General features: G+C 55.3%; 20 protein-coding genes. All 20 read left to right on the top strand.

The window, feature by feature from the left end; all coding sequences use genetic code 11:
- Nucleotides 1-298: 298 nt before the first annotated feature.
- A complete protein-coding gene (gene kdsB, locus EXR70_20590; GenBank protein MSP40893.1) occupies nucleotides 299-1,069 on the top strand; it encodes a 3-deoxy-manno-octulosonate cytidylyltransferase in 771 nt (256 codons plus the stop codon).
- 9 nt (nucleotides 1,070-1,078) lie between these two features.
- Nucleotides 1,079-2,725 (top strand): CTP synthase, encoded by a 1,647-nt coding sequence (locus EXR70_20585; GenBank protein ID MSP40892.1) that lies wholly within the window; start codon nucleotides 1,079-1,081, stop codon nucleotides 2,723-2,725.
- A 20-nt stretch (nucleotides 2,726-2,745) separates the two neighbouring features.
- Nucleotides 2,746-3,582 carry a 3-deoxy-8-phosphooctulonate synthase gene (locus EXR70_20580; GenBank protein ID MSP40891.1) on the top strand — a complete coding sequence of 279 codons (837 nt, stop codon included), beginning with the start codon at nucleotides 2,746-2,748 and terminating at the stop codon, nucleotides 3,580-3,582.
- Complete coding sequence (locus EXR70_20575; GenBank protein MSP40890.1) at nucleotides 3,579-4,559, top strand: KpsF/GutQ family sugar-phosphate isomerase; 981 nt, start codon at nucleotides 3,579-3,581, stop codon at nucleotides 4,557-4,559. The genes EXR70_20580 and EXR70_20575 overlap by 4 nt, the downstream gene beginning before the upstream one ends.
- A gap of 17 nt (nucleotides 4,560-4,576) precedes the next feature.
- A complete protein-coding gene (locus EXR70_20570; GenBank protein ID MSP40889.1) occupies nucleotides 4,577-5,089 on the top strand; it encodes a phenylphosphate carboxylase subunit delta in 513 nt (170 codons plus the stop codon).
- Nucleotides 5,090-5,202: 113 nt separating this feature from the next.
- Nucleotides 5,203-5,835, top strand: coding sequence for an LPS export ABC transporter periplasmic protein LptC (gene lptC, locus EXR70_20565; GenBank protein ID MSP40888.1), 633 nt, complete (start codon nucleotides 5,203-5,205; stop codon nucleotides 5,833-5,835).
- Complete coding sequence (lptA, locus tag EXR70_20560; protein MSP40887.1) at nucleotides 5,832-6,404, top strand: lipopolysaccharide transport periplasmic protein LptA; 573 nt, start codon at nucleotides 5,832-5,834, stop codon at nucleotides 6,402-6,404. The genes lptC and lptA overlap by 4 nt, the downstream gene beginning before the upstream one ends.
- Nucleotides 6,401-7,123: an LPS export ABC transporter ATP-binding protein gene (gene lptB, locus EXR70_20555; protein ID MSP40886.1), complete on the top strand. Its 723-nt coding sequence runs from the start codon at nucleotides 6,401-6,403 to the stop codon at nucleotides 7,121-7,123. The genes lptA and lptB overlap by 4 nt, the downstream gene beginning before the upstream one ends.
- A 2-nt stretch (nucleotides 7,124-7,125) precedes the next feature.
- Entirely contained in the window at nucleotides 7,126-8,601 is a 1,476-nt protein-coding gene (rpoN, locus tag EXR70_20550) for an RNA polymerase sigma-54 factor (protein MSP40885.1), read from the top strand.
- Nucleotides 8,602-8,624: 23 nt separating this feature from the next.
- Nucleotides 8,625-8,942, top strand: coding sequence for a ribosome-associated translation inhibitor RaiA (gene raiA, locus EXR70_20545; GenBank protein ID MSP40884.1), 318 nt, complete (start codon nucleotides 8,625-8,627; stop codon nucleotides 8,940-8,942).
- Nucleotides 8,939-9,400, top strand: a complete 462-nt coding sequence (locus EXR70_20540) for a PTS sugar transporter subunit IIA (protein MSP40883.1) — start codon at nucleotides 8,939-8,941, stop codon at nucleotides 9,398-9,400. The genes raiA and EXR70_20540 overlap by 4 nt, the downstream gene beginning before the upstream one ends.
- Nucleotides 9,401-9,406: 6 nt before the next feature.
- Complete coding sequence (rapZ, locus tag EXR70_20535; protein ID MSP40882.1) at nucleotides 9,407-10,273, top strand: RNase adapter RapZ; 867 nt, start codon at nucleotides 9,407-9,409, stop codon at nucleotides 10,271-10,273.
- 4 nt (nucleotides 10,274-10,277) lie between these two features.
- Nucleotides 10,278-10,553, top strand: coding sequence for an HPr family phosphocarrier protein (locus EXR70_20530; GenBank protein ID MSP40881.1), 276 nt, complete (start codon nucleotides 10,278-10,280; stop codon nucleotides 10,551-10,553).
- A gap of 77 nt (nucleotides 10,554-10,630) precedes the next feature.
- Nucleotides 10,631-11,809: a methionine adenosyltransferase gene (locus EXR70_20525; GenBank protein MSP40880.1), complete on the top strand. Its 1,179-nt coding sequence runs from the start codon at nucleotides 10,631-10,633 to the stop codon at nucleotides 11,807-11,809.
- A gap of 153 nt (nucleotides 11,810-11,962) precedes the next feature.
- Nucleotides 11,963-13,231 carry an adenosylhomocysteinase gene (locus tag EXR70_20520; protein ID MSP40879.1) on the top strand — a complete coding sequence of 423 codons (1,269 nt, stop codon included), beginning with the start codon at nucleotides 11,963-11,965 and terminating at the stop codon, nucleotides 13,229-13,231.
- A gap of 179 nt (nucleotides 13,232-13,410) precedes the next feature.
- Nucleotides 13,411-13,989 carry a hypothetical protein gene (locus tag EXR70_20515; GenBank protein ID MSP40878.1) on the top strand — a complete coding sequence of 193 codons (579 nt, stop codon included), beginning with the start codon at nucleotides 13,411-13,413 and terminating at the stop codon, nucleotides 13,987-13,989.
- 34 nt (nucleotides 13,990-14,023) lie between these two features.
- Complete coding sequence (locus EXR70_20510; protein MSP40877.1) at nucleotides 14,024-15,724, top strand: hypothetical protein; 1,701 nt, start codon at nucleotides 14,024-14,026, stop codon at nucleotides 15,722-15,724.
- Between the two features lie 21 nt (nucleotides 15,725-15,745).
- Nucleotides 15,746-16,819: a hypothetical protein gene (locus EXR70_20505; protein MSP40876.1), complete on the top strand. Its 1,074-nt coding sequence runs from the start codon at nucleotides 15,746-15,748 to the stop codon at nucleotides 16,817-16,819.
- An 8-nt stretch (nucleotides 16,820-16,827) separates the two neighbouring features.
- Entirely contained in the window at nucleotides 16,828-17,109 is a 282-nt protein-coding gene (locus EXR70_20500) for a nitrile hydratase subunit beta (protein ID MSP40875.1), read from the top strand.
- A 40-nt stretch (nucleotides 17,110-17,149) separates the two neighbouring features.
- Entirely contained in the window at nucleotides 17,150-17,908 is a 759-nt protein-coding gene (locus EXR70_20495) for an ATP-binding protein (protein MSP40874.1), read from the top strand.
- Nucleotides 17,909-18,025 lie beyond the last annotated feature (117 nt).

Genomic DNA, 18,025 nt, shown 5'->3' with positions numbered 1-18,025 from the left:
CGGCCTCAACCACGGTGATCTCGCTGCGATATACTCGTTGAATTACGTCTAGTCGTTTCTCGTCTTTCATTGTCAGGGTTGTCATCCTTCCACCCTGACATAATTACGTTGCCGTTAACCCCTGACATAATCACTTTGCTACAACAGTTTCGCGACTTTACGTTGACACCTCACTAGCCCACGCGTATTATCGAATTCCGTAATGGCCTTTTTGGGAAAGCCATTACGGTTTTTTATTTTTAGCGATGAAAATTCGTTTGCCACATGGATCGTTTTGCTTGTCGTTAGTCTGTGAACCATGGCTGTAGTGGCGATTATCCCGGCGCGCTTCGGTTCAACCCGGTTGCCGGGAAAGCCATTGGCCATGATCGGCGGCAAGCCGATGATCCAGCATGTTTATCAAAGCGCGGCGCGGGCGAAAATATTGGATCGGATCATCGTTGCCACCGACGATCGGCGCATTGAAGCGGCGGTGAAAAGTTTTGGCGGTGAAGTGATGATGACTTCGCCGCAGCATACCAGCGGCACGGATCGTTTGGCCGAGGTGGCGCGCAAGCTCAAAGCGGAATTGCTGGTGAACGTCCAAGGCGATTTGCCGTTTATTGGCGCCGAAACAATTACTCGCGCGGTTCAGCCGTTGCGCCGTAACCGGACAATTCCCATGGGCACGGTTTGTAGTGCGATTCACGATGAAGCGGAATGGCAGAATCCCAACGTCGTCAAGGTGCTTCGTGATCATGCCGGCTTCGCTTTGTATTTCACCCGTGCGCCGATCCCGTATTCGCGTAATCCGGCTATCGAATTGGGCGGTGGCAAATTATCGCCACGGCGAAAACGGCTTTGGGGGTACCGCCATCTTGGGCTCTACGTTTACCGGCGCGATTTTTTGCTCAAGTTTGCTCGGCTTCGGCCAACGGTGTTGGAACGGATCGAAAGTTTGGAGCAGCTACGGGTGTTGGAAAATGGTTTTAAGATTTACGTATCTGAAGTTGACGAGCGCTCGGTGGAAGTCGACACGGCCGACGACCTCAAGCGCGCGGAAGTTTATTTAAAGCGGCATTTAAACTGAGAGGCGACGATGGCGACGACCAAAACAAAATATATTTTCGTCACGGGCGGTGTGGTGTCATCTTTGGGCAAAGGGCTGGCGGCGGCCTCCATCGGCGCGCTGCTCGAAAGCCGCGGTCTCAAAGTGACGATTTTTAAAATGGACCCCTATATCAACGTCGATCCGGGCACCATGAGCCCCTATCAACATGGCGAAGTGTTCGTCACCGACGACGGCGCCGAGACCGATATGGATTTGGGTCACTACGAGCGTTACGTGTCGACGCCCATGGGCCGAAAAAATAATTGCACCACCGGTCAAATCTACGAGACCGTGATCACTAAAGAGCGGCGCGGCGATTATCTCGGTGGTACGGTGCAGGTGATTCCCCACATCACCGACGAGATCAAGCGGCGCATCTTCGCTGCGGCGGAAGGTTTTGACATCGCCATCGGCGAAGTCGGCGGCACGGTGGGCGATATCGAGGGGTTGCCGTTTTTAGAAGCGGTGCGCCAAGTGGCGTGGGATTTGGGCCGGGAAAATGTTCTTTACATTCATTTAACTTTAGTCCCGTTCATCACCGGCGGCGGCGAGCTCAAGACCAAACCGACCCAGCACAGCGTCAAGGAGCTCACCGGCTTGGGCATTCAACCCGACATTCTCTTGTGCCGCACCGATCGGATTCTCGACAAGAAGATCAAAAACAAAATCGCCCACTTCTGTAACGTCGCCGAGAACGCCGTGATCACCGCCAAAGACGTCGAGTGGATCTACGAAGTGCCGCTGGTGTTTCACGATGAAGGGCTCGACGAGCGCATCGTCGAGAAGCTCAACATCTGGACCGGCGCGCCCCATCTCGAACGTTGGCAGAAGGTCGTCAATGTGCTGACCAACCCCAAAGACACTGTGCGTATCGCTGTGGTTGGCAAATACATGAGCCTCAAGGAATCTTACAAGAGTCTTTTTGAAGCTTTGGTCCATGGCGGTATCGCCAACGAAGTCAAAGTCGATATCGAATGCATCGAAGCGGAGACAATTGAGCAGGAAGCTGCCGAACTGCTGCTCAAGAACGTCGACGGCATTCTCATCCCCGGCGGCTTCGGCGACCGTGGCAGCGAGGGAAAAATTTCTGCGATTCGCTACGCCCGGGAAAACAACATTCCGTTCTTCGGCATTTGTCTCGGCATGCAGATGGCGGTGGTCGAGTTCGCGCGCAATCTTTGCGGCTTGGAGCGCGCCAACTCCACCGAATTCGATCTGCAAACCGCCCATCCGGTGATTCATCTCATGGAAGAGCAAAAGGCCATCGACACCAAAGGCGGCACCATGCGTTTGGGGACTTATCCTTGCGTGCTGCAGAATGAAACCTTGGCGGCGAAACTTTATGGCCGGGAGAAAATTTCCGAGCGCCATCGCCATCGCTACGAGTTCAACAACAACTATCGCGCCGAGTTTGGCGCCAAAGGCATGGTGCTGAGCGGCTTGTCGCCGGATAGTAATTTAGTCGAAATCATCGAGCTCAATAACCACCCCTGGTTTCTCGGCTGCCAGTTTCATCCCGAATTCAAATCGCGGCCTATGGCGAGCCACCCGCTGTTCCGCGGCTTCATCGAAGCGGCGTGGCAAAATCGCAAAGTCGTGAGCGAAACGCCGCGCATGAAAATCGTCCGCACTTAACCATCGATTCGCAGAGCTTCATGACTACCAAGTTGGTAAAAGCCGGTGAGGTCGAGATCGGCGGCGGCCGGCCGTTGGCGATCATCGCCGGCCCTTGTGTGATCGAGAGCAAGGATTCGGCTCTACGCCATGCCGCCGCGCTCAAAGCGATCGCCGACCGTGTCGGCGTGCCATACGTTTTTAAATCATCCTACGACAAAGCCAATCGCAGTTCGGTCAATTCTTTTCGCGGACCTGGCCTAGTCAAGGGTTTGGAAATCCTCGCCGAGGTCAAAGCCAAAATCGGCGTACCGATTCTCACCGACGTCCATGAGACAGAGCAAATTGCGGCGGTGAAAGAAGTCGCCGACATTCTCCAGATTCCCGCCTTTCTGTGCCGCCAAACCGACTTCGTCGTCGCCGTGGCCCAGTCGGGCCGCGTGGTCAACGTCAAGAAGGGGCAGTTTCTGGCGCCCTGGGACATGGGCAATGTAATCGAAAAAATTCGCGCCACCGGCAACGAGCAGATATTGCTCACCGAGCGCGGCGTCTCTTTTGGCTATAACAATTTGGTTTCCGACATGCGTTCGTTAGTAGTGATGGGCCAGCTTGGCTATCCGGTGGTTTTCGACGCTACCCACAGTCTTCAGTTGCCCGGCGGATTGGGTAACGCCTCGGGCGGCGAGCGCAAATTTGTTCCCGCCCTGGCGCGCGCCGGTGTGGCGGTGGGCATCGACGCGTTGTTCATGGAAGTGCACGAAGATCCCGAGCACGCGCTGAGCGACGGACCGAACTCTCTGGCTCTGGATAGTTTTGAAAATCTCCTCAACGCAGTCAAGCAGATCGACGCGCTGATTCGCACCACGGTGCCAAGATGAAGTCGAGCAAGGCGACAGAACAGCTCAAGCGAGCCGCCGCCGTGCTGCGTAACGAAGCCGATGGCGTGCTCTCGTTGATTGATCGGCTCGATGACAATTTCATTGCCGCCGTGGAACTGCTGCGCGATTGCACGGGAAAAGTCGTCGTCACCGGCGTCGGCAAGTCGGGCCATATTTGCGCCAAGATCGCGGCGACGCTGGCGAGCACCGGCACGCCGGCTTTTTTTCTTCATTCCGGCGAAGCTTTGCATGGCGATCTCGGCATGGTCATGAGCGGCGACGTGATTTTGGCGGTGTCCAACAGCGGTGAAACCGACGAGATTTTGAGATTGCTGCCGCACTTTAAACAACATGGATTGAAGTTGATCGCCATGACCGGCAATACCCAATCGTCCCTCGCTAAATCGAGCGAAGCGGTCTTGAACGTCGGCATCAAAGACGAAGCCTGTCCGTTGGGTTTGGCGCCAACCACCAGCACCACCGCGGCTTTGGCCATGGGCGATGCGCTGGCGGTGGTGCTGCTGGAAGAAAAAGGTTTCAAGCAAGAGGATTTCGCCTTTCGCCATCCCGGCGGGATTTTGGGTCGCCGGCTGTTTTTGCGGGTGGCCGACTTGATGTGCCGCGCTGAACAGCTGCCGCTGGTACAAGAAGAAACCTTGGTGAAAGAGGCGCTTTTCGAAATCACCTCGAAGCGGTTGGGTGTCACCGGTGTCGTGAACGGCCAAGGTCAACTCGTCGGTGTGATCACCGACGGCGATCTGCGCCGGGGCCTGGCCGCGCGCGGCCAGATTCTCCACCTTCAAGCTAAAGAGATCATGACCGCCAATCCGAAAACCATTCCCGCCGACACTTTGGCCACCGAAGCGATGGCGGTGATGGAACGGTATCCGATTACTTCCCTGTTCATCGTTGAAGAGCGCAGCAATAAACCCCTCGGCGTAGTCCACCTGCACGACCTGGTTAAAGCCGGGATCTAAGCTCCACCGTGAAACGAATTTCCGCTGTAGTTCGGCGCAAGGCGAGCAAGATCAAATTGCTTCTTCTTGACGTGGATGGTGTGCTCACCGACGGTCGAATCATCATCGACGACCGCGGTGTCGAGAGTAAACAGTTTCACGTCCGCGATGGCCAGGGCATCGCCATGCTGCTGCGCGCCGGTATCGATGTCGGTTTCATCACCGGCCGCACGTCCAACGTGGTTCGTCATCGCGCCCGCGACCTCCACGTGACCTTGGTCTATCAAGGCGTCACCGACAAGCTCGCATGTTACGCGGCGATCAAACGTAAGCGCCATCTGAGCGACGATCAGATCGCTTACATGGGCGACGACTTGATCGATCTGCCGGTGCTCAGGCAAGCCGGCCTGGCGATTACCGTCACTGATGGCTGGTCCGAACTGCCAGCCGTGGTTGAATTCACCACCGAAGCGGCGGGTGGCGCTGGAGCGGTCAGAGAGGTCGCTGAATTGTTACTAAAAGCCCAAGGAAAATGGTCCAAACCGGCATGACACTCGTCTAATTTCCAGATCGTTACTGAATCTACGCTAGTTGCCAAAGCAATTTCCGTGCCTATTCCTTTACAGTTTTCTTGAAGAGTGTTATTTTTATATACACTAGTTGAATGGTCATGCGTAAAACTCGACGTTCGGTACTGCTTTTAGTAATTTTTCTATGCCTCGGAGGGGTTGGCTTCAAGGTCTATGAGGTCGTTCGCGGCATGCAGAACGAGATCCGCAGAAACCCTCGGAAGATATTGGATTACCTACCGGAATCGGCGATGCACATGAAGGATTTTCACCGCGCGAAAATCGAAAATGGGCGCAAGGTTTGGGAGATTTTTGGCGACGAGGCGAATTATTACAAAGACCAAAAAGAGGCGGTGATTAAAAAGCCGCGCTTCTACTATTACGACAAGAAGGGTGAGTTCGCCGAGACCGTTGGCGATGAGGCGCATATTTATCTCAACGACAAGGAACTTGAGCGTATGGAGATCCGCGGCGCGGTGCAGCTGAACTTTCACGGCTATGTGCTCAATTCCGATCAGGCTAACTACGACCCGGCCAAGGATCTAATAGTTTTGCCGAACCGCACCACGGTCGTTGGCGAAGGGCTCCAACTCGAAGGCGCGCGGATGGAAGTCGAGATGGTCGATCGGAAGATTCGCTTATTGGAGAATGTGAAAACTAAAATGGAACCGGACAAACTGGCCAACAAGAAAAATAAAACCAACCCACCCCAGCGGATTGGCGGATGATGTCTATGACTAACAGCAAATTCACCTCGATTACCCGGAGCGTGCTTTTTCTCGGAGCGGTGGCGCTGGCAATGGGTGCCGCGGCGCCGGCTAAAGAGGAAGCGAAAAAAGGCTCCACCGCTTTCGAATTCAATAAGAAAGATCCGATCTTCATAACCGCCGATTGGATGGAAGCGGATCAAAGCAAAAACAGTATGGTCTTCAAAGGCCGCGTGGTGACGGTGCAGAATGACATGACCATGCGCAGCGAGGTGCTGACCGCATTCTACGATCCGGAAACCAAGCAGATGAAGCAGATCGTCGCCGAGGTCAAGGTCAATGCCACTCAAGGCAATCGCGTCGCGACCGGCGAAAAGGCGGTGTTCGACGATAAATCGAAAACCGTCACGCTGACCGGCAATCCGGTGATGCGCCAAGGCAACAGCCAGATTTCCGGCACCAAGGTCATTTATTTTACCGAGCAAGACCGCTCGATTGTCGAAGGCGAAAAAAACACTCGGGTCACCGCGGTGATGTTTTCCGATGAATTCAAAGGCCAGGAACAACCTGTGGGCGCCAAGACCAAATGAGCGTTCTCAAGGCCACCTCGGTGGTCAAGTCCTATGGCGGTAGACGTGTGGTGGACGGCATAAGTTTGACGGTCAAAGGTGGCGAAGTGGTCGGTTTGTTGGGTCCTAACGGCGCGGGGAAGACGACGACGTTTCATATGATAGTCGGATTGGTTCAACCGGATGAAGGCACGGTGGTGCTCAACGATGAGGAATTGACCGGTGCGCCGATTTATCAGCGCGCCCGCGCCGGGATCAGTTATCTGCCCCAGGAGTCTTCGGTCTTTCGCCGGCTATCGGTGGCGGATAATTTGCGCGCGATTTTGCAGACCTTAGATTTGAACAGCGCCGATCAAGAAGAACGCTGCGATACCCTGATGAAAATGCTCGGCGTCAGCCATTTAGCGACGCACAAAGCCTTCACGCTGTCCGGCGGCGAACGGCGGCGGGTGGAGATCGCCCGCGCCTTGGTGCTCTCGCCATTTTTTCTTTTATTGGACGAACCCTTCACCGGCATCGATCCAATTGCCGTGGCGGAGATACAAAAAATCGTCCGCCAGCTGATTACCACTGGCATCGGCATCCTGATCACCGATCACAATGTGAGAGAAACTTTGGGGATCTGCGATCGCGCTTACATCGTCAATGCCGGCACCGTGCTCGAAGAGGGCACGCCGGAATTTATCGCCGCAAGCCCCAATGCGCGGAAATTTTATTTAGGAGAGGGCTTTAGGTTCTAACTATGGCGTTTGAGATTCGACAGGTTCAAAAGCTCGTCCAACAGTTGGTGATGACGCCGCAGCTCCAGCAGTCGATCAAATTACTGCAGCTTTCACGCATCGAATTGGAGGAGATGGTCGGCAAGGAGTTGGAAGAGAATCCTGCCCTCGAAGAGGGCTCGACTGAGGAAGCCGATAGCGGCGAGGCGCAGCGCACCGCGGTCCAGGACAATGGCTTGGGCGACCTGTCCGAGCCGGTTGTTAACCGCGAGGTCTCCACGGTCGACAAGATCGGCACCCTGGACTGGCAGGAATATCTCGACATCCATTCGAACGCCATGCACGGCTCGTTGACCGCCGAGGCCGGGTCGGAGGACGGCGATTCGCCGCCGTCGTGGGAAAATAGCCTCACCAAGAAAACTTCACTCGAAGACCATTTACTCTGGCAATTGCGGCTTTCGAAAATCGACGAGTCGGAATCCTCCATCGGCCTTTACATCATTCAAAATCTCGATGAAAACGGCTACCTGACTTTGACCGTGGACGAGGTTTGTAGCGCCACCGAAAGTACCCCGCAGGCGGTGGAAGCGTTGCTCAAGCGGATCCAATTTTTCGATCCGGTGGGCGTCGCGGCGCGGGAACTGCGCGAATGTCTGCTGGTACAGATGGAAAACCTCGGGCTCAGCGATACGTTGGCCGCGACCATCGTGAGCAAACATCTGAGCTTTCTCGAATCGAAACGCTACGAACGGTTGGCCAAAGATTTAAACGTTTCCATCGAAGATATCGCCGATGCGGCGCATTTGATCGCTTCACTGGAGCCCAAACCGTCGCGCGGCTTCGAGCAGGACGAAGTGCGCACCGTGTTGCCCGATGTTTTCGTCGAAAAGGTCGGCGACGATTGGGTGATTTATCTCAACGATGACGGTGTGCCGCGGCTGCGGGTAAGTTCACTCTACCGGCGCATGGCCGGCCAGGAGGGTGCCGCGGAAGAAGAAGCGCGCCAGTATCTCCAAGAAAAAGTCCGCGCCGCCACCTGGCTGATCAAGAGTATTCAACAGCGCCAGCAAACGCTGATGAAAGTAACCCAAAGCATTTTCAAATTTCAGGCCGAATTTCTCGATCACGGCGTGAGCCATTTGAAACCGATGGTCTTGCGCGACGTCGCCGAAGATATCCACATGCATGAGTCGACGGTCAGCCGGGCGACGGCCAATAAATATGTGCACACCCCCCAGGGCCTCTATGAGCTCAAATATTTTTTCCAAAGTTCGATTAGCACCGGTAGCGGCGAGGATGTCGCCAGCGAAAGCGTGCGCGAGAAAATTCGCCATATCATCGCCGCCGAAGACCCGCGGGCGCCGTTTAGCGACCAACATATCGCTACGGTGTTGGCTAACGATTCCATCGACATCGCCCGGCGCACCGTGGCCAAGTACCGCGAGGCGATGGGTATCTTGCCGTCGTCTAGGCGGCGCCAGCCCTTCGCGCGCAAATAAATTTCAGCACTGAAGAGAACTTCATGAGTGAGATCATCATTTCCGTCACCTTCCGCCACATCGAACCTACGAAGGCGTTGAAACAGTACGCTGAGGAAAAGATTCACAAGATCGGCAAGTATTTTTCCCAACCGCTGGATGCGCGAGTGATTCTTTCCGTGGACGCCAAACAGCGCCAGATGGCTGAGGTCGAGTTGCATACGCATGGCGCGGTGATTCACGGTAAAGAGCAGCACCCAGATCTCTACGCGGCGATCGATCTGGTGCTCGATAAGGTCGAGCGCCAAGTGCGTAAGCAAAAGGACAAGACCAAGGTCAGCCGGAGAAGGACTAAGGCGTGAAGATTACCGATTTTTTAAGCGTTCAAACCATCATTCCGAGCCTGGCCAAACAAGACAAGCAGGATGTCCTCGATGAAATGGCCGAGTGGCTCGCATCGAGCTATCAAAATCTCGACAAGCAAAAAGTGCTCGAAGTGTTGCGCGAACGGGAGCGCATTAGCACCACCGCCATCGGCGAAGGCGTGGCGATCCCGCATGGCAAGTTGCCTGGCGTGGAACGCGTCCTGGGCGTGTTCGCGCGTAGTTCCCAGGGTGTCGACTTCGCCTCTCTCGATGGCGGATTGACTCATCTGTTTTTCGTGCTGATCGCACCGGAGAACGCCGCGGCGGATCATTTGAAAGCTTTGGCGCGCATATCTCGATTGCTCAAAGACGAATCTTTTCGGCGCCGCTTGCTGGCCGGTCAAACGAGCCAGGAGCTGTTCACCCTAATCGCCGAAGCCGATGATAAGTTTTAATTGCCCATGGCGGACGGCTTGGACATTATCATCATCACCGGACTGTCCGGCTCGGGCAAGAGCTTTGCCATTCGCGCCCTCGAGGACAATGGTTTTTTCTGCGTCGATAATCTGCCCGCGCTGTTGATCCCCAAGTTCATCGATCTGTGCCATGGTTTCGAAGAGGAGATCCTGCGCATCGCCCTAGGCGTCGATTTGCGCGGCGGGCAGTTTTTGCGCGCTCTGCCCGAAGTGCTCGCCGAAGTCCGGCGCGCCGGACATCGTATTCAAGTGCTATTCTTCGACGCGTCGGACGACGTGCTGTTACGCCGCTTCAGCGAAACCCGCCGGCCCCATCCGTTGTCCGGACAAGGCTCGATTCAAGATGGCATCCTGAGCGAACGCAAAGCTTTGGAATCGATTCGCGCCTTGGCCGACAAGGTGATCGATACCAGCGACTTCAACGTGCACCAACTCAAGCGCGAGATGGAACAGCAGTTCTGCCAGGCGCCGCCAGCGCGGCGCATGACGCTGTTTTTAACTTCCTTCGGTTATAAGTTCGGCATTCCCCATGACACCGACATCATTCTCGACATGCGCTTTTTGCCCAATCCCTATTTCGTCAACGAACTGCGCGCCAAGAGCGGCTTGGATATAGAGGTGGAAGATTTCGTGCTCAGCGACGGCGAAACTCGGATGTTTCTCGATCGGCTCTACGCGCTGTTGGAATTCACCTTGCCGCTCTATGAACGTGAAGGGAAAAGTAGTCTAACCTTGGCGCTTGGTTGCACCGGTGGCCGCCATCGCTCGGTGGTGTTGGTGGAAGAATTGCAAAAACGCTTCGGCGGCGGCGGCTTTCGCATCCACGTCAAACACCGCGATATCGACAAATAGCCCAATGCACAAAGTCGTCAAAAAACTCGAGATCCTCAATAAACTGGGCTTGCACGCTCGAGCATCGGCGTTGCTGGTCCAGACGGTCAACAAGTTCGCCGCCCAGGTGAATATTTCCAAAGACGGCCAAACCATCGACGGCCGCAGCATCATGGGCGTGCTGACGCTGGCGGCGACCCAGGGCAGTAAAATTCAAGTTGAAACCTCGGGCGACGATGCTGAACGGGCGATGAAAGCGATCGAGAAATTGGTCGAAGCGCGCTTCAACGAAAACGAATAATGTTGAATCGACGCGTCTGATCCGTTATATATGACGGCTTAACGTTTTGATTCTTGGCATCAATGGAGGGTGATCTGATGGCCGGTAAAGATTTTTTATTTACTTCCGAGTCGGTTTCCGAAGGTCATCCTGACAAGCTCTGCGACCAAGTTTCGGATGCGATTCTCGACGCGCATCTGGCCGGCGATCCAAACAGCCGGGTTGCCTGCGAGAGTTTGGCCAAGACCGGGATGGTGGTGGTCGCCGGTGAAATTACCAGCAAAGCTAAGGTCCCCTACGTCGATATCGTCCGCGAGGTGGTGCGCGAGATCGGCTACACCGATTCGTCCATGGGTTTCGACGGCAACACCTGCGCGATCTTAACGGCAATCGAACAACAATCGCCGGATATTTCTCAGGGCGTCACCGAGGGCGAGGGCTTGCACAAAGAGCAGGGCGCCGGCGATCAAGGCATGATGTTTGGCTACGCTTGCGACGAGACGCCGGAGCTAATGCCTTTGCCGATTCAGATGGCCCATAGCTTGGTGCACTATTTAGCGAAAATTCGTAAAGGCGGCGAAGCTTATTTTCTACGCCCCGACAGTAAATCGCAGGTCACGGTGGAATATCGCGACGGCAAGCCGGTCAAAGTTAAAAACGTCGTGATCTCGACGCAGCATAGCGCCGATGTCGAATACGCAAAGCTCCGCGAGACCATCATCGAGGGCGTCATCAAGGCCGTCATTCCCGCCGAGTACTTGGACAAGGACACAGTTTTTCACGTCAATCCCACCGGCCGCTTCGTGGTCGGCGGCCCCCAAGGCGATTGCGGTTTGACCGGGCGCAAAATCATCGTCGATACCTACGGCGGCATGGGCCGCCATGGCGGCGGCGCGTTCTCGGGTAAAGATCCATCGAAGGTCGACCGCAGTGCGGCGTATATGGCGCGCTACGTTGCCAAGAACATTGTCGCCGCGGAGTTGGCCCAACGTTGCGAAGTGCAGCTGGCGTACGTCATCGGCGTGGCGCAGCCGGTTTCGGTTCTGGTTGAAACCTTCGGCACCGCGAAAATTCCCGAGGACAAGATCGCCAAGATCGTCCAGGAAAGTTTCGATCTGAGCCCCAAGGGGATTATTACCACCCTCGATTTGAAGCGGCCGATCTATCGCGTGACGTCCGCCTACGGCCACTTTGGTCGGGCGCCGGAAGACGGGCTGTTCACTTGGGAGAAGACCGATCGGGCAGCGGATCTTAAGAAGGCGGCGGCGCGGGCCTAGTGATTATTGCCGCCGTTTCATCAACCTAAATAATTTTTCACCGCGAAGGGCACAAAGGTTGGAACGTGCTCAGAGTGACGTTTCGCAAGCGAGAAATTGCCAGCCGGCAGTTTCGAATTTCTAACTTAAACTGACGAGAGGGAGCGATTAAAGATGGCGGGAAAGAAATACGACGTAAAAGATATGCGACTGGCCGATGGTGGACGCAAACGGATTGTCTGGGCCGGCCAGGACATGCCGGTGTTGCAGCGCGTCAAAGAACGCTTTGCCAAGGAAAAGCCGCTGCGCGGCATGCGCATGTCGGCTTGTTTGCATGTCACCGCCGAGACCGCCAACTTGGTTCAGGCGCTCAAAGCCGGCGGCGCCGAGGTGGTGCTGTGCGCATCCAATCCGCTCTCGACCCAAGACGACGTCGCCGCGTCCTTGGTCAAGCACGACAAGATTCCGACCTACGCGATCAAAGGCGAAGACAATAAATCCTACTATCGCCATCTGCGCGCGGCCCTCGATCACAAACCAGTGATTACGATGGACGACGGCGCCGATTTGGTTTCATTGCTGCACACCGGCTACACCCATTTGCTGCCTAACCTGATGGCGAGCATGGAAGAGACCACCACCGGCGTGATTCGCCTACGCGCCTTGGAAAAAGACGGCGCGCTGAAAATTCCCGTCATCGCCGTCAACGATGCGGCGACCAAGCATCTGTTCGATAACCGTTACGGCACTGGGCAGTCGACCATCGACGGCGTGATTCGCGCCACCGATATGCTGATCGCCGGAAAGAAAGTGGTCGTCGCCGGCTACGGCTGGTGCGGCAAGGGCGTGGCGTCGCGGGCGCGCGGCATGGGCGCCCAAGTGATCGTCACCGAAGTCGATCCGATACGCGCTTTGGAAGCCGCGATGGACGGTCTCGAAGTGATGACCATGAAAGAAGCGGCGCGGGTCGGCGATCTGTTCATAACTCTTACTGGCGACATGCATGTGATCGCCGAAGAGCATCTCAAGGTGATGAAAAGCGGCGCGGTGGTCTGCAACTCGGGCCACTTCGATATTGAAATCGACATCAAAGCGATGACCAAGCTGGCCACTCGAGTCGAGAAGAACGTGCGCAATTTTGTCGACGCTTACGTGATGCCGGGAGGGCGCAGAATTTACTTGATCGGCGAAGGCCGCTTGGTGAATTTAGCCGCGGCCGAAGGCCATCCCGCTTCGGTCATGGACATGAGCTTCGCAACTCAGGCGCTGGCTTCCGAGTGGGCGGCGAAAAACCGCAAGACCCTGACGGCGAAAGTTTACGAAGTGCCGGTGGCGGTGGAGAACTGGGTCGCCAAGTTGAAACTCAGCTCGATGGGCATCCGTATCGATACCTTGACCAAAGAGCAGCAGCATTATCTCACCTCTTGGGATCACGGCACCTAAGACTAGATTCGACAATTCTCTACCAAAGGCTCCGCCGGCTTAATCGCTGTCGGAACCTTTTTTGCTGTGGCGACTAAAACCTGGAATTTACCATCTGTGATCCCGCTTGACGAACAGCGTCGCGCCGGACTAATAATTTGCTATCTCATAACAATCGGCATTATGCCGAAGGAGGTGCCATGTCCGCTGTAAAGAAATTCATCGATTCCGCGCGTAGGCTTCATGCCGAAGAAGCCGATCCGGCAAAACGCTGGGAGAAAATGACGCCGCTGTTGCAAGAGCTGCTCACCGATCCGTCGGTGCGCGAGCAGGCGAGCCGTTGGCCCGATTGCTCGCAAGGTGGCGAGCGCGCGGAGAATTTACTTTTCTACGAGGATCCCGATTACAAGTTCGTCATCAACGGATTGATCAAGGCGCCGCACACGCGCACCTCCATTCACGACCACGCGCACAACTGGACGCTATACGGCGTGCTCGACGGCTCCGAATCCATCGAACGCTATGAACGATTGGATGACGGCTCGAAGCCCGACTACGCCGAGGTGCGCAAGACGGTGAACGTCAAAGTGAGCACGGGCAAGATCGATTTGGTGCCGCCCTATGCGATTCACGCCGAAGAGAGCGGTGACCAACGGACGGTGGCGATCATCGTGCGCGCCGAGAAGGCCGGCGGGTTTCTCCAAGGACGTTACGATCCGGCGACAAAAAAATACTGGCAGGGTTACGGTCCCAAGCAATTGCCGTACGAGCTAAAGTAAATCTCGTTCTTCATTCTCGCGCATCGAGGTCGTCATGGCGGACACACCGAGCAACCCAAAACCGCGCATCGCGGTATTTTCCGGACCGACGGCGACGATCCAAAACAGCGAGCCGTTGGTGACCAGCAACAAGGCGCGAGAAAAATTCGGCGTGGCGCCGCGCACTAACAAAGACGGGTCGGCGATGCGTTTCGATGTGCTGCGCGCGCAGCGCTTGGCCGCGCCGGTGACAGTTTACGTCGAGCAGTTCAGCGCCCATCCGTTGGAAAGAGACCACGCCGAGCTCTACGCGGCGCCGGACGGTTATCTTGACGCGACTGACCACTTCCACAAAGAGCGCACTAGCGCGCAAGACAAACCGGTTTACGAAGTTGCTCTCAAACCTGAAGATGGTCTCTATCCGCTGCCCTACATGGCGCGCCAGGCCGACGGTCAACCTTGGGAACTTGACGGCACCGAGAAAACCGCGCCGTCGGAGTTGACCCGGGTGCCATTTTTTCCCGACGGTTCGCGTCTGTTCGAAGAGATCGACCGCTTGGGTATTTCCGATCAAGGTGTCGGTTGTTTGCTCAGCGCCAAGGCTGATTTCGATTTCTATCGCGCACTTCCCTCGGGGGGTTACGCCAAGGGGCGGCGCGAAGACGAGCGCACCGACGTCGGCGCCGGCGATATTGCACCGGAGATTCGTGGCACGGATTTTTTTCCGTACCGTCCCGGATTTTTGCGCAAAGAGCCGCCGATGGCGGCGCTGGCACGGCTGACTAATGTCGTGCAGCACGCCCTGGCGAGCGGTCAATATCTCGGCGCGATTTGGCTCGAAGGCAGTCCGTTCGTCGAAGAAACCATCTATTGGCTCAATCTCTTGATCGACACCACCGTGCCGATCGCCGGTAATTCCTCGCAACGGCCGCATGGCGCCATTGGCAACGACGGTGACCGCAACATCGTCGATTCCGTTGACTACATCACTTCGAAAATTTGGGCCGATGACAACGGCCGCGACTTTGTCGGCGCGGTGGCGATTTTAGATGAGCAGATTTTCACCGCGCGCGACGTGCAGAAAGCCGACGCCCGGCCCGGCGGTTACGTCGCCACCGGCGGCCACGGCGGCATCATCGGTAGAATGGGTCATCCCGGCGTGCCGCAGTTTTCTTTCAACCCGCTTAAGCGCCATACCCACAACTCATTGGTGAATTTCAGTCAAATGACGCGGCAGGTTCAAGGTTCCAGCAACGGCACGATCGTTGTGCCGATCAAAGACGCCGATGGCAATTTGCTCGGGAGCGCGATTCCCAAGGTGACCATCGTCAAGCATGCGCGCTATCTGTCGGAAGACACTTCCGGCGACGCGAGTAGCGAGGTCGATATTCTCGCGCGCATTGAAAACAACCTGCGCATTGCGCCATTGGCGGGATTTATTGCTGAGGGGTCGGCACCTTTTGGCGCCATGAGCAATTCCGTCGACGCGGCGCTCAAGCGCGCGACCTTTAGCGGCATGCCGGTGGTCAAAGTTGGCCGCGGCAATGCTGGCGGCTTCGTCGACGCGACGCGCGATCCGTTGGCCATCGCCGGCAGCAATCTGACCGCGACTAAGGCGCGGCTGTTATTGATGGCTTGCTTGATGAAGTTAGGTTGCTTGCCGCCGGCGGTTGATCCGGCGAAGCCGACCCAGGCGGAAACCGATGCAACGAAGGCGAAGTTAAAACAGTACCAAGAGATTTTTGATACTCATTGAAGTGGCTCGGAGGAATTCCAGATGTCGGGGAAACATGGACATAAACCGTTCGAAGGCCATATGCACGACTACCTCGCGCATATCAAAGCCGTCGAAGAGGATTTGGAATATTATCGCGCTAAGCGATTCGAGCCGCGGATTTTTTATTTATTGCGGCGCAATGTCGTAACTTTTTACGATCTGCTCAAAGTGCGTTCGACGCTCAAAAAGAAAGATCATTTTTTCAAAGTCGCCAAGCCGCAGGGAAAAAACATCGAAGCGCGGGTGCGCTATTTAGAGGAATGGCTCGACGAGTACGTCAAAGGTATCGCATTGGTGTCGGCGCGCACCGCTGAAGGTATGGACATGGTGACCGAAGACAACCGCAAGGAGCGCGGCGATTACGACGACTTTTTCAAGATCAAAAAGAAAGAACACCAGGGCACGCTTGAAGAGCGCATGGTGAACGTGGAGCAGGATCTAAACGACTACCAGGAGCTGCTCGAAGTTTTCGTCCAAGCGCTGATCAAGCGCGGCTGGGCGACGCGGGAAGATTTGGCGCAATGCTGGCAGCAATTACACCAAGAGCGCCCATGGGCCGGGGGCGTGATTGTCGCTAAGGCGTGGAGCGATCCGGAGTTTAAGCAGGCGTTATTAACCACCGGCCGCGAAGCGCTACGCGAAATGGGTGTCCATCAAGGCAAGGTTGGCAAACTGGTGGTGGTGGAGAATACCGAGCAGAAGCACAACGTCATCGTCTGCACTCTTTGTTCTTGTTACCCCTACGACATCCTCGGCGACACACCGTGGTGGTACAAGCACGAAAGCTATCGCACCAACATCGTGCAAAACCCGCGCGCCTGCGTGAAAGAAATGTTTCAGTTGGAGATTCCTAGCAGCAAAGAGCTGCAAGTGTGGGACAGCACCTCCGACGTGCGTTACTTCGTCTTGCCGCAACGTCCTGAAGGTACTGAAGGAATGACCGAGGCGGAGTTGGCCAAGCTCGTCACCGTCGACAGCTTGATCGGCGCGGATTACGCATTGGAACCGTCGCAATTGCGCGCGCGCGAAGCGGCACATGCCGAGCCGGAAATGCCGCGCGTGCGGCCCGATTGAGAAATGTTATGAGCGAGACGATCAGCAAATTCAAAATTGGCGATGCCGTCATGGTCGCGAATGAAAACCCATCTGGCAACCCGCGCACGCCAAAATATATTCGCGGCAAACGTGGCGTGGTCGGCCTAGTGCACGGCGTGTTAGAAAACGTCAGAGATCACCGCGGTATTCATAAGCCTCTCTACACGGTCAAGTTCGATCTGAGCGAATTTTCGACCTGCCACGATCAAGATTCGATCTGGGTCGATGTGCATGAGGAGTGGTTGAGTGAGGTGCGGCCGGATAGCTGAGATATCCAAATAAACTTAGTCTGCCGAAAGTGGTTCACGAATGAAGCTGAGCTGGCAAACCATCGACCGGTATTGTGGGCAAATCGATTTGACGCAATTGAAACCGGTCATCGATCTGTCAGAAATAAGTTTTGTCGAACCGTTTGGACTAATTTATCTGGGGCTTTTTATTAGATACTACAATGCGGCTGGAAAGTTTTTTAATGTAAAATTGCCTAAAGACGCTAAGGTTAGAGCCTATTTGGCCAGGCAACAGTTTTATAAGCATTTCGATTTTAATCGGGACTTTGTCGAACAGGAGAGTGCGATTCGTTCTATCTCATCAACCTGTTGGAATGACATGAAGGAAATCGAAAAAGTCGATTATCTCGCAGAGGATATTGCCGATGAAGTGAAGGACCTTTTGATTGACAATCACGTGAACGCGCCGGTCAGTGAGATTTGTGAGATTACTGCTGAGCTGGTCGCTAATTTTGTCGAGCATTCGAACCAACAACGGGCGGTCATAACGATTCAGTGGTTTCCCAATATGAATTGGTTAAGCCTTGCGATCGGAGATTGCGGAATCGGAGTCAAGAGCAGCCTTTGTTCCATGGCCAAATACGCTTTTTTAGAAAATGAACCAGACCGGAAAGTGATATTCGAGGCGTTCAGACCTGGCGTTACACGAAAACAGGAGGGCGGAACTGGTTTGACAAGTATTCGCCAGAACGTGATAGACTTACGCGGTAAAATGGTCTTTTGCTCGAACTCGGGTTATTTGCGAATATGTCGTGGCAACGTCAATATGTCATGTTAACAGCAACGCGATTATGTCAGGGTAGTGCGTTGGGTTGAGGTCGTAAGTTAGAAACCTGGCCATAGCGGAACCCCACCTTGTTGGAGTTGGTTCGATATAGGCCAAGTGTGTGCGTCG

Source organism: Deltaproteobacteria bacterium (assembly GCA_009692615.1).
Classification (GTDB): domain Bacteria; phylum Desulfobacterota; class Binatia; order UBA9968; family UBA9968; genus DP-20.
The sequence above is the reverse complement of the archived record's forward strand: the minus strand, read 5'-3'. Positions and strand labels throughout refer to the sequence as shown.

What these genes read in the sequence shown, in the direction of transcription:
- EXR70_20500 (MSP40875.1), top strand. Translation starts at nt 16,828, where the DNA reads ATGAGCGAGACGATCAGCAAATTCAAAATTGGCGATGCCGTCATGGTC.
- EXR70_20575 (MSP40890.1), top strand. Translation starts at nt 3,579, where the DNA reads ATGAAGTCGAGCAAGGCGACAGAACAGCTCAAGCGAGCCGCCGCCGTG.
- kdsB (MSP40893.1), top strand. Translation starts at nt 299, where the DNA reads ATGGCTGTAGTGGCGATTATCCCGGCGCGCTTCGGTTCAACCCGGTTG.
- EXR70_20495 (MSP40874.1), top strand. Translation starts at nt 17,150, where the DNA reads ATGAAGCTGAGCTGGCAAACCATCGACCGGTATTGTGGGCAAATCGAT.
- EXR70_20530 (MSP40881.1), top strand. Translation starts at nt 10,278, where the DNA reads ATGCACAAAGTCGTCAAAAAACTCGAGATCCTCAATAAACTGGGCTTG.
- EXR70_20580 (MSP40891.1), top strand. Translation starts at nt 2,746, where the DNA reads ATGACTACCAAGTTGGTAAAAGCCGGTGAGGTCGAGATCGGCGGCGGC.
- rpoN (MSP40885.1), top strand. Translation starts at nt 7,126, where the DNA reads ATGGCGTTTGAGATTCGACAGGTTCAAAAGCTCGTCCAACAGTTGGTG.
- lptB (MSP40886.1), top strand. Translation starts at nt 6,401, where the DNA reads ATGAGCGTTCTCAAGGCCACCTCGGTGGTCAAGTCCTATGGCGGTAGA.
- lptA (MSP40887.1), top strand. Translation starts at nt 5,832, where the DNA reads ATGATGTCTATGACTAACAGCAAATTCACCTCGATTACCCGGAGCGTG.
- lptC (MSP40888.1), top strand. Translation starts at nt 5,203, where the DNA reads ATGGTCATGCGTAAAACTCGACGTTCGGTACTGCTTTTAGTAATTTTT.
- EXR70_20505 (MSP40876.1), top strand. Translation starts at nt 15,746, where the DNA reads ATGTCGGGGAAACATGGACATAAACCGTTCGAAGGCCATATGCACGAC.
- EXR70_20520 (MSP40879.1), top strand. Translation starts at nt 11,963, where the DNA reads ATGGCGGGAAAGAAATACGACGTAAAAGATATGCGACTGGCCGATGGT.
- EXR70_20525 (MSP40880.1), top strand. Translation starts at nt 10,631, where the DNA reads ATGGCCGGTAAAGATTTTTTATTTACTTCCGAGTCGGTTTCCGAAGGT.
- raiA (MSP40884.1), top strand. Translation starts at nt 8,625, where the DNA reads ATGAGTGAGATCATCATTTCCGTCACCTTCCGCCACATCGAACCTACG.
- EXR70_20510 (MSP40877.1), top strand. Translation starts at nt 14,024, where the DNA reads ATGGCGGACACACCGAGCAACCCAAAACCGCGCATCGCGGTATTTTCC.
- EXR70_20585 (MSP40892.1), top strand. Translation starts at nt 1,079, where the DNA reads ATGGCGACGACCAAAACAAAATATATTTTCGTCACGGGCGGTGTGGTG.
- EXR70_20515 (MSP40878.1), top strand. Translation starts at nt 13,411, where the DNA reads ATGTCCGCTGTAAAGAAATTCATCGATTCCGCGCGTAGGCTTCATGCC.
- rapZ (MSP40882.1), top strand. Translation starts at nt 9,407, where the DNA reads ATGGCGGACGGCTTGGACATTATCATCATCACCGGACTGTCCGGCTCG.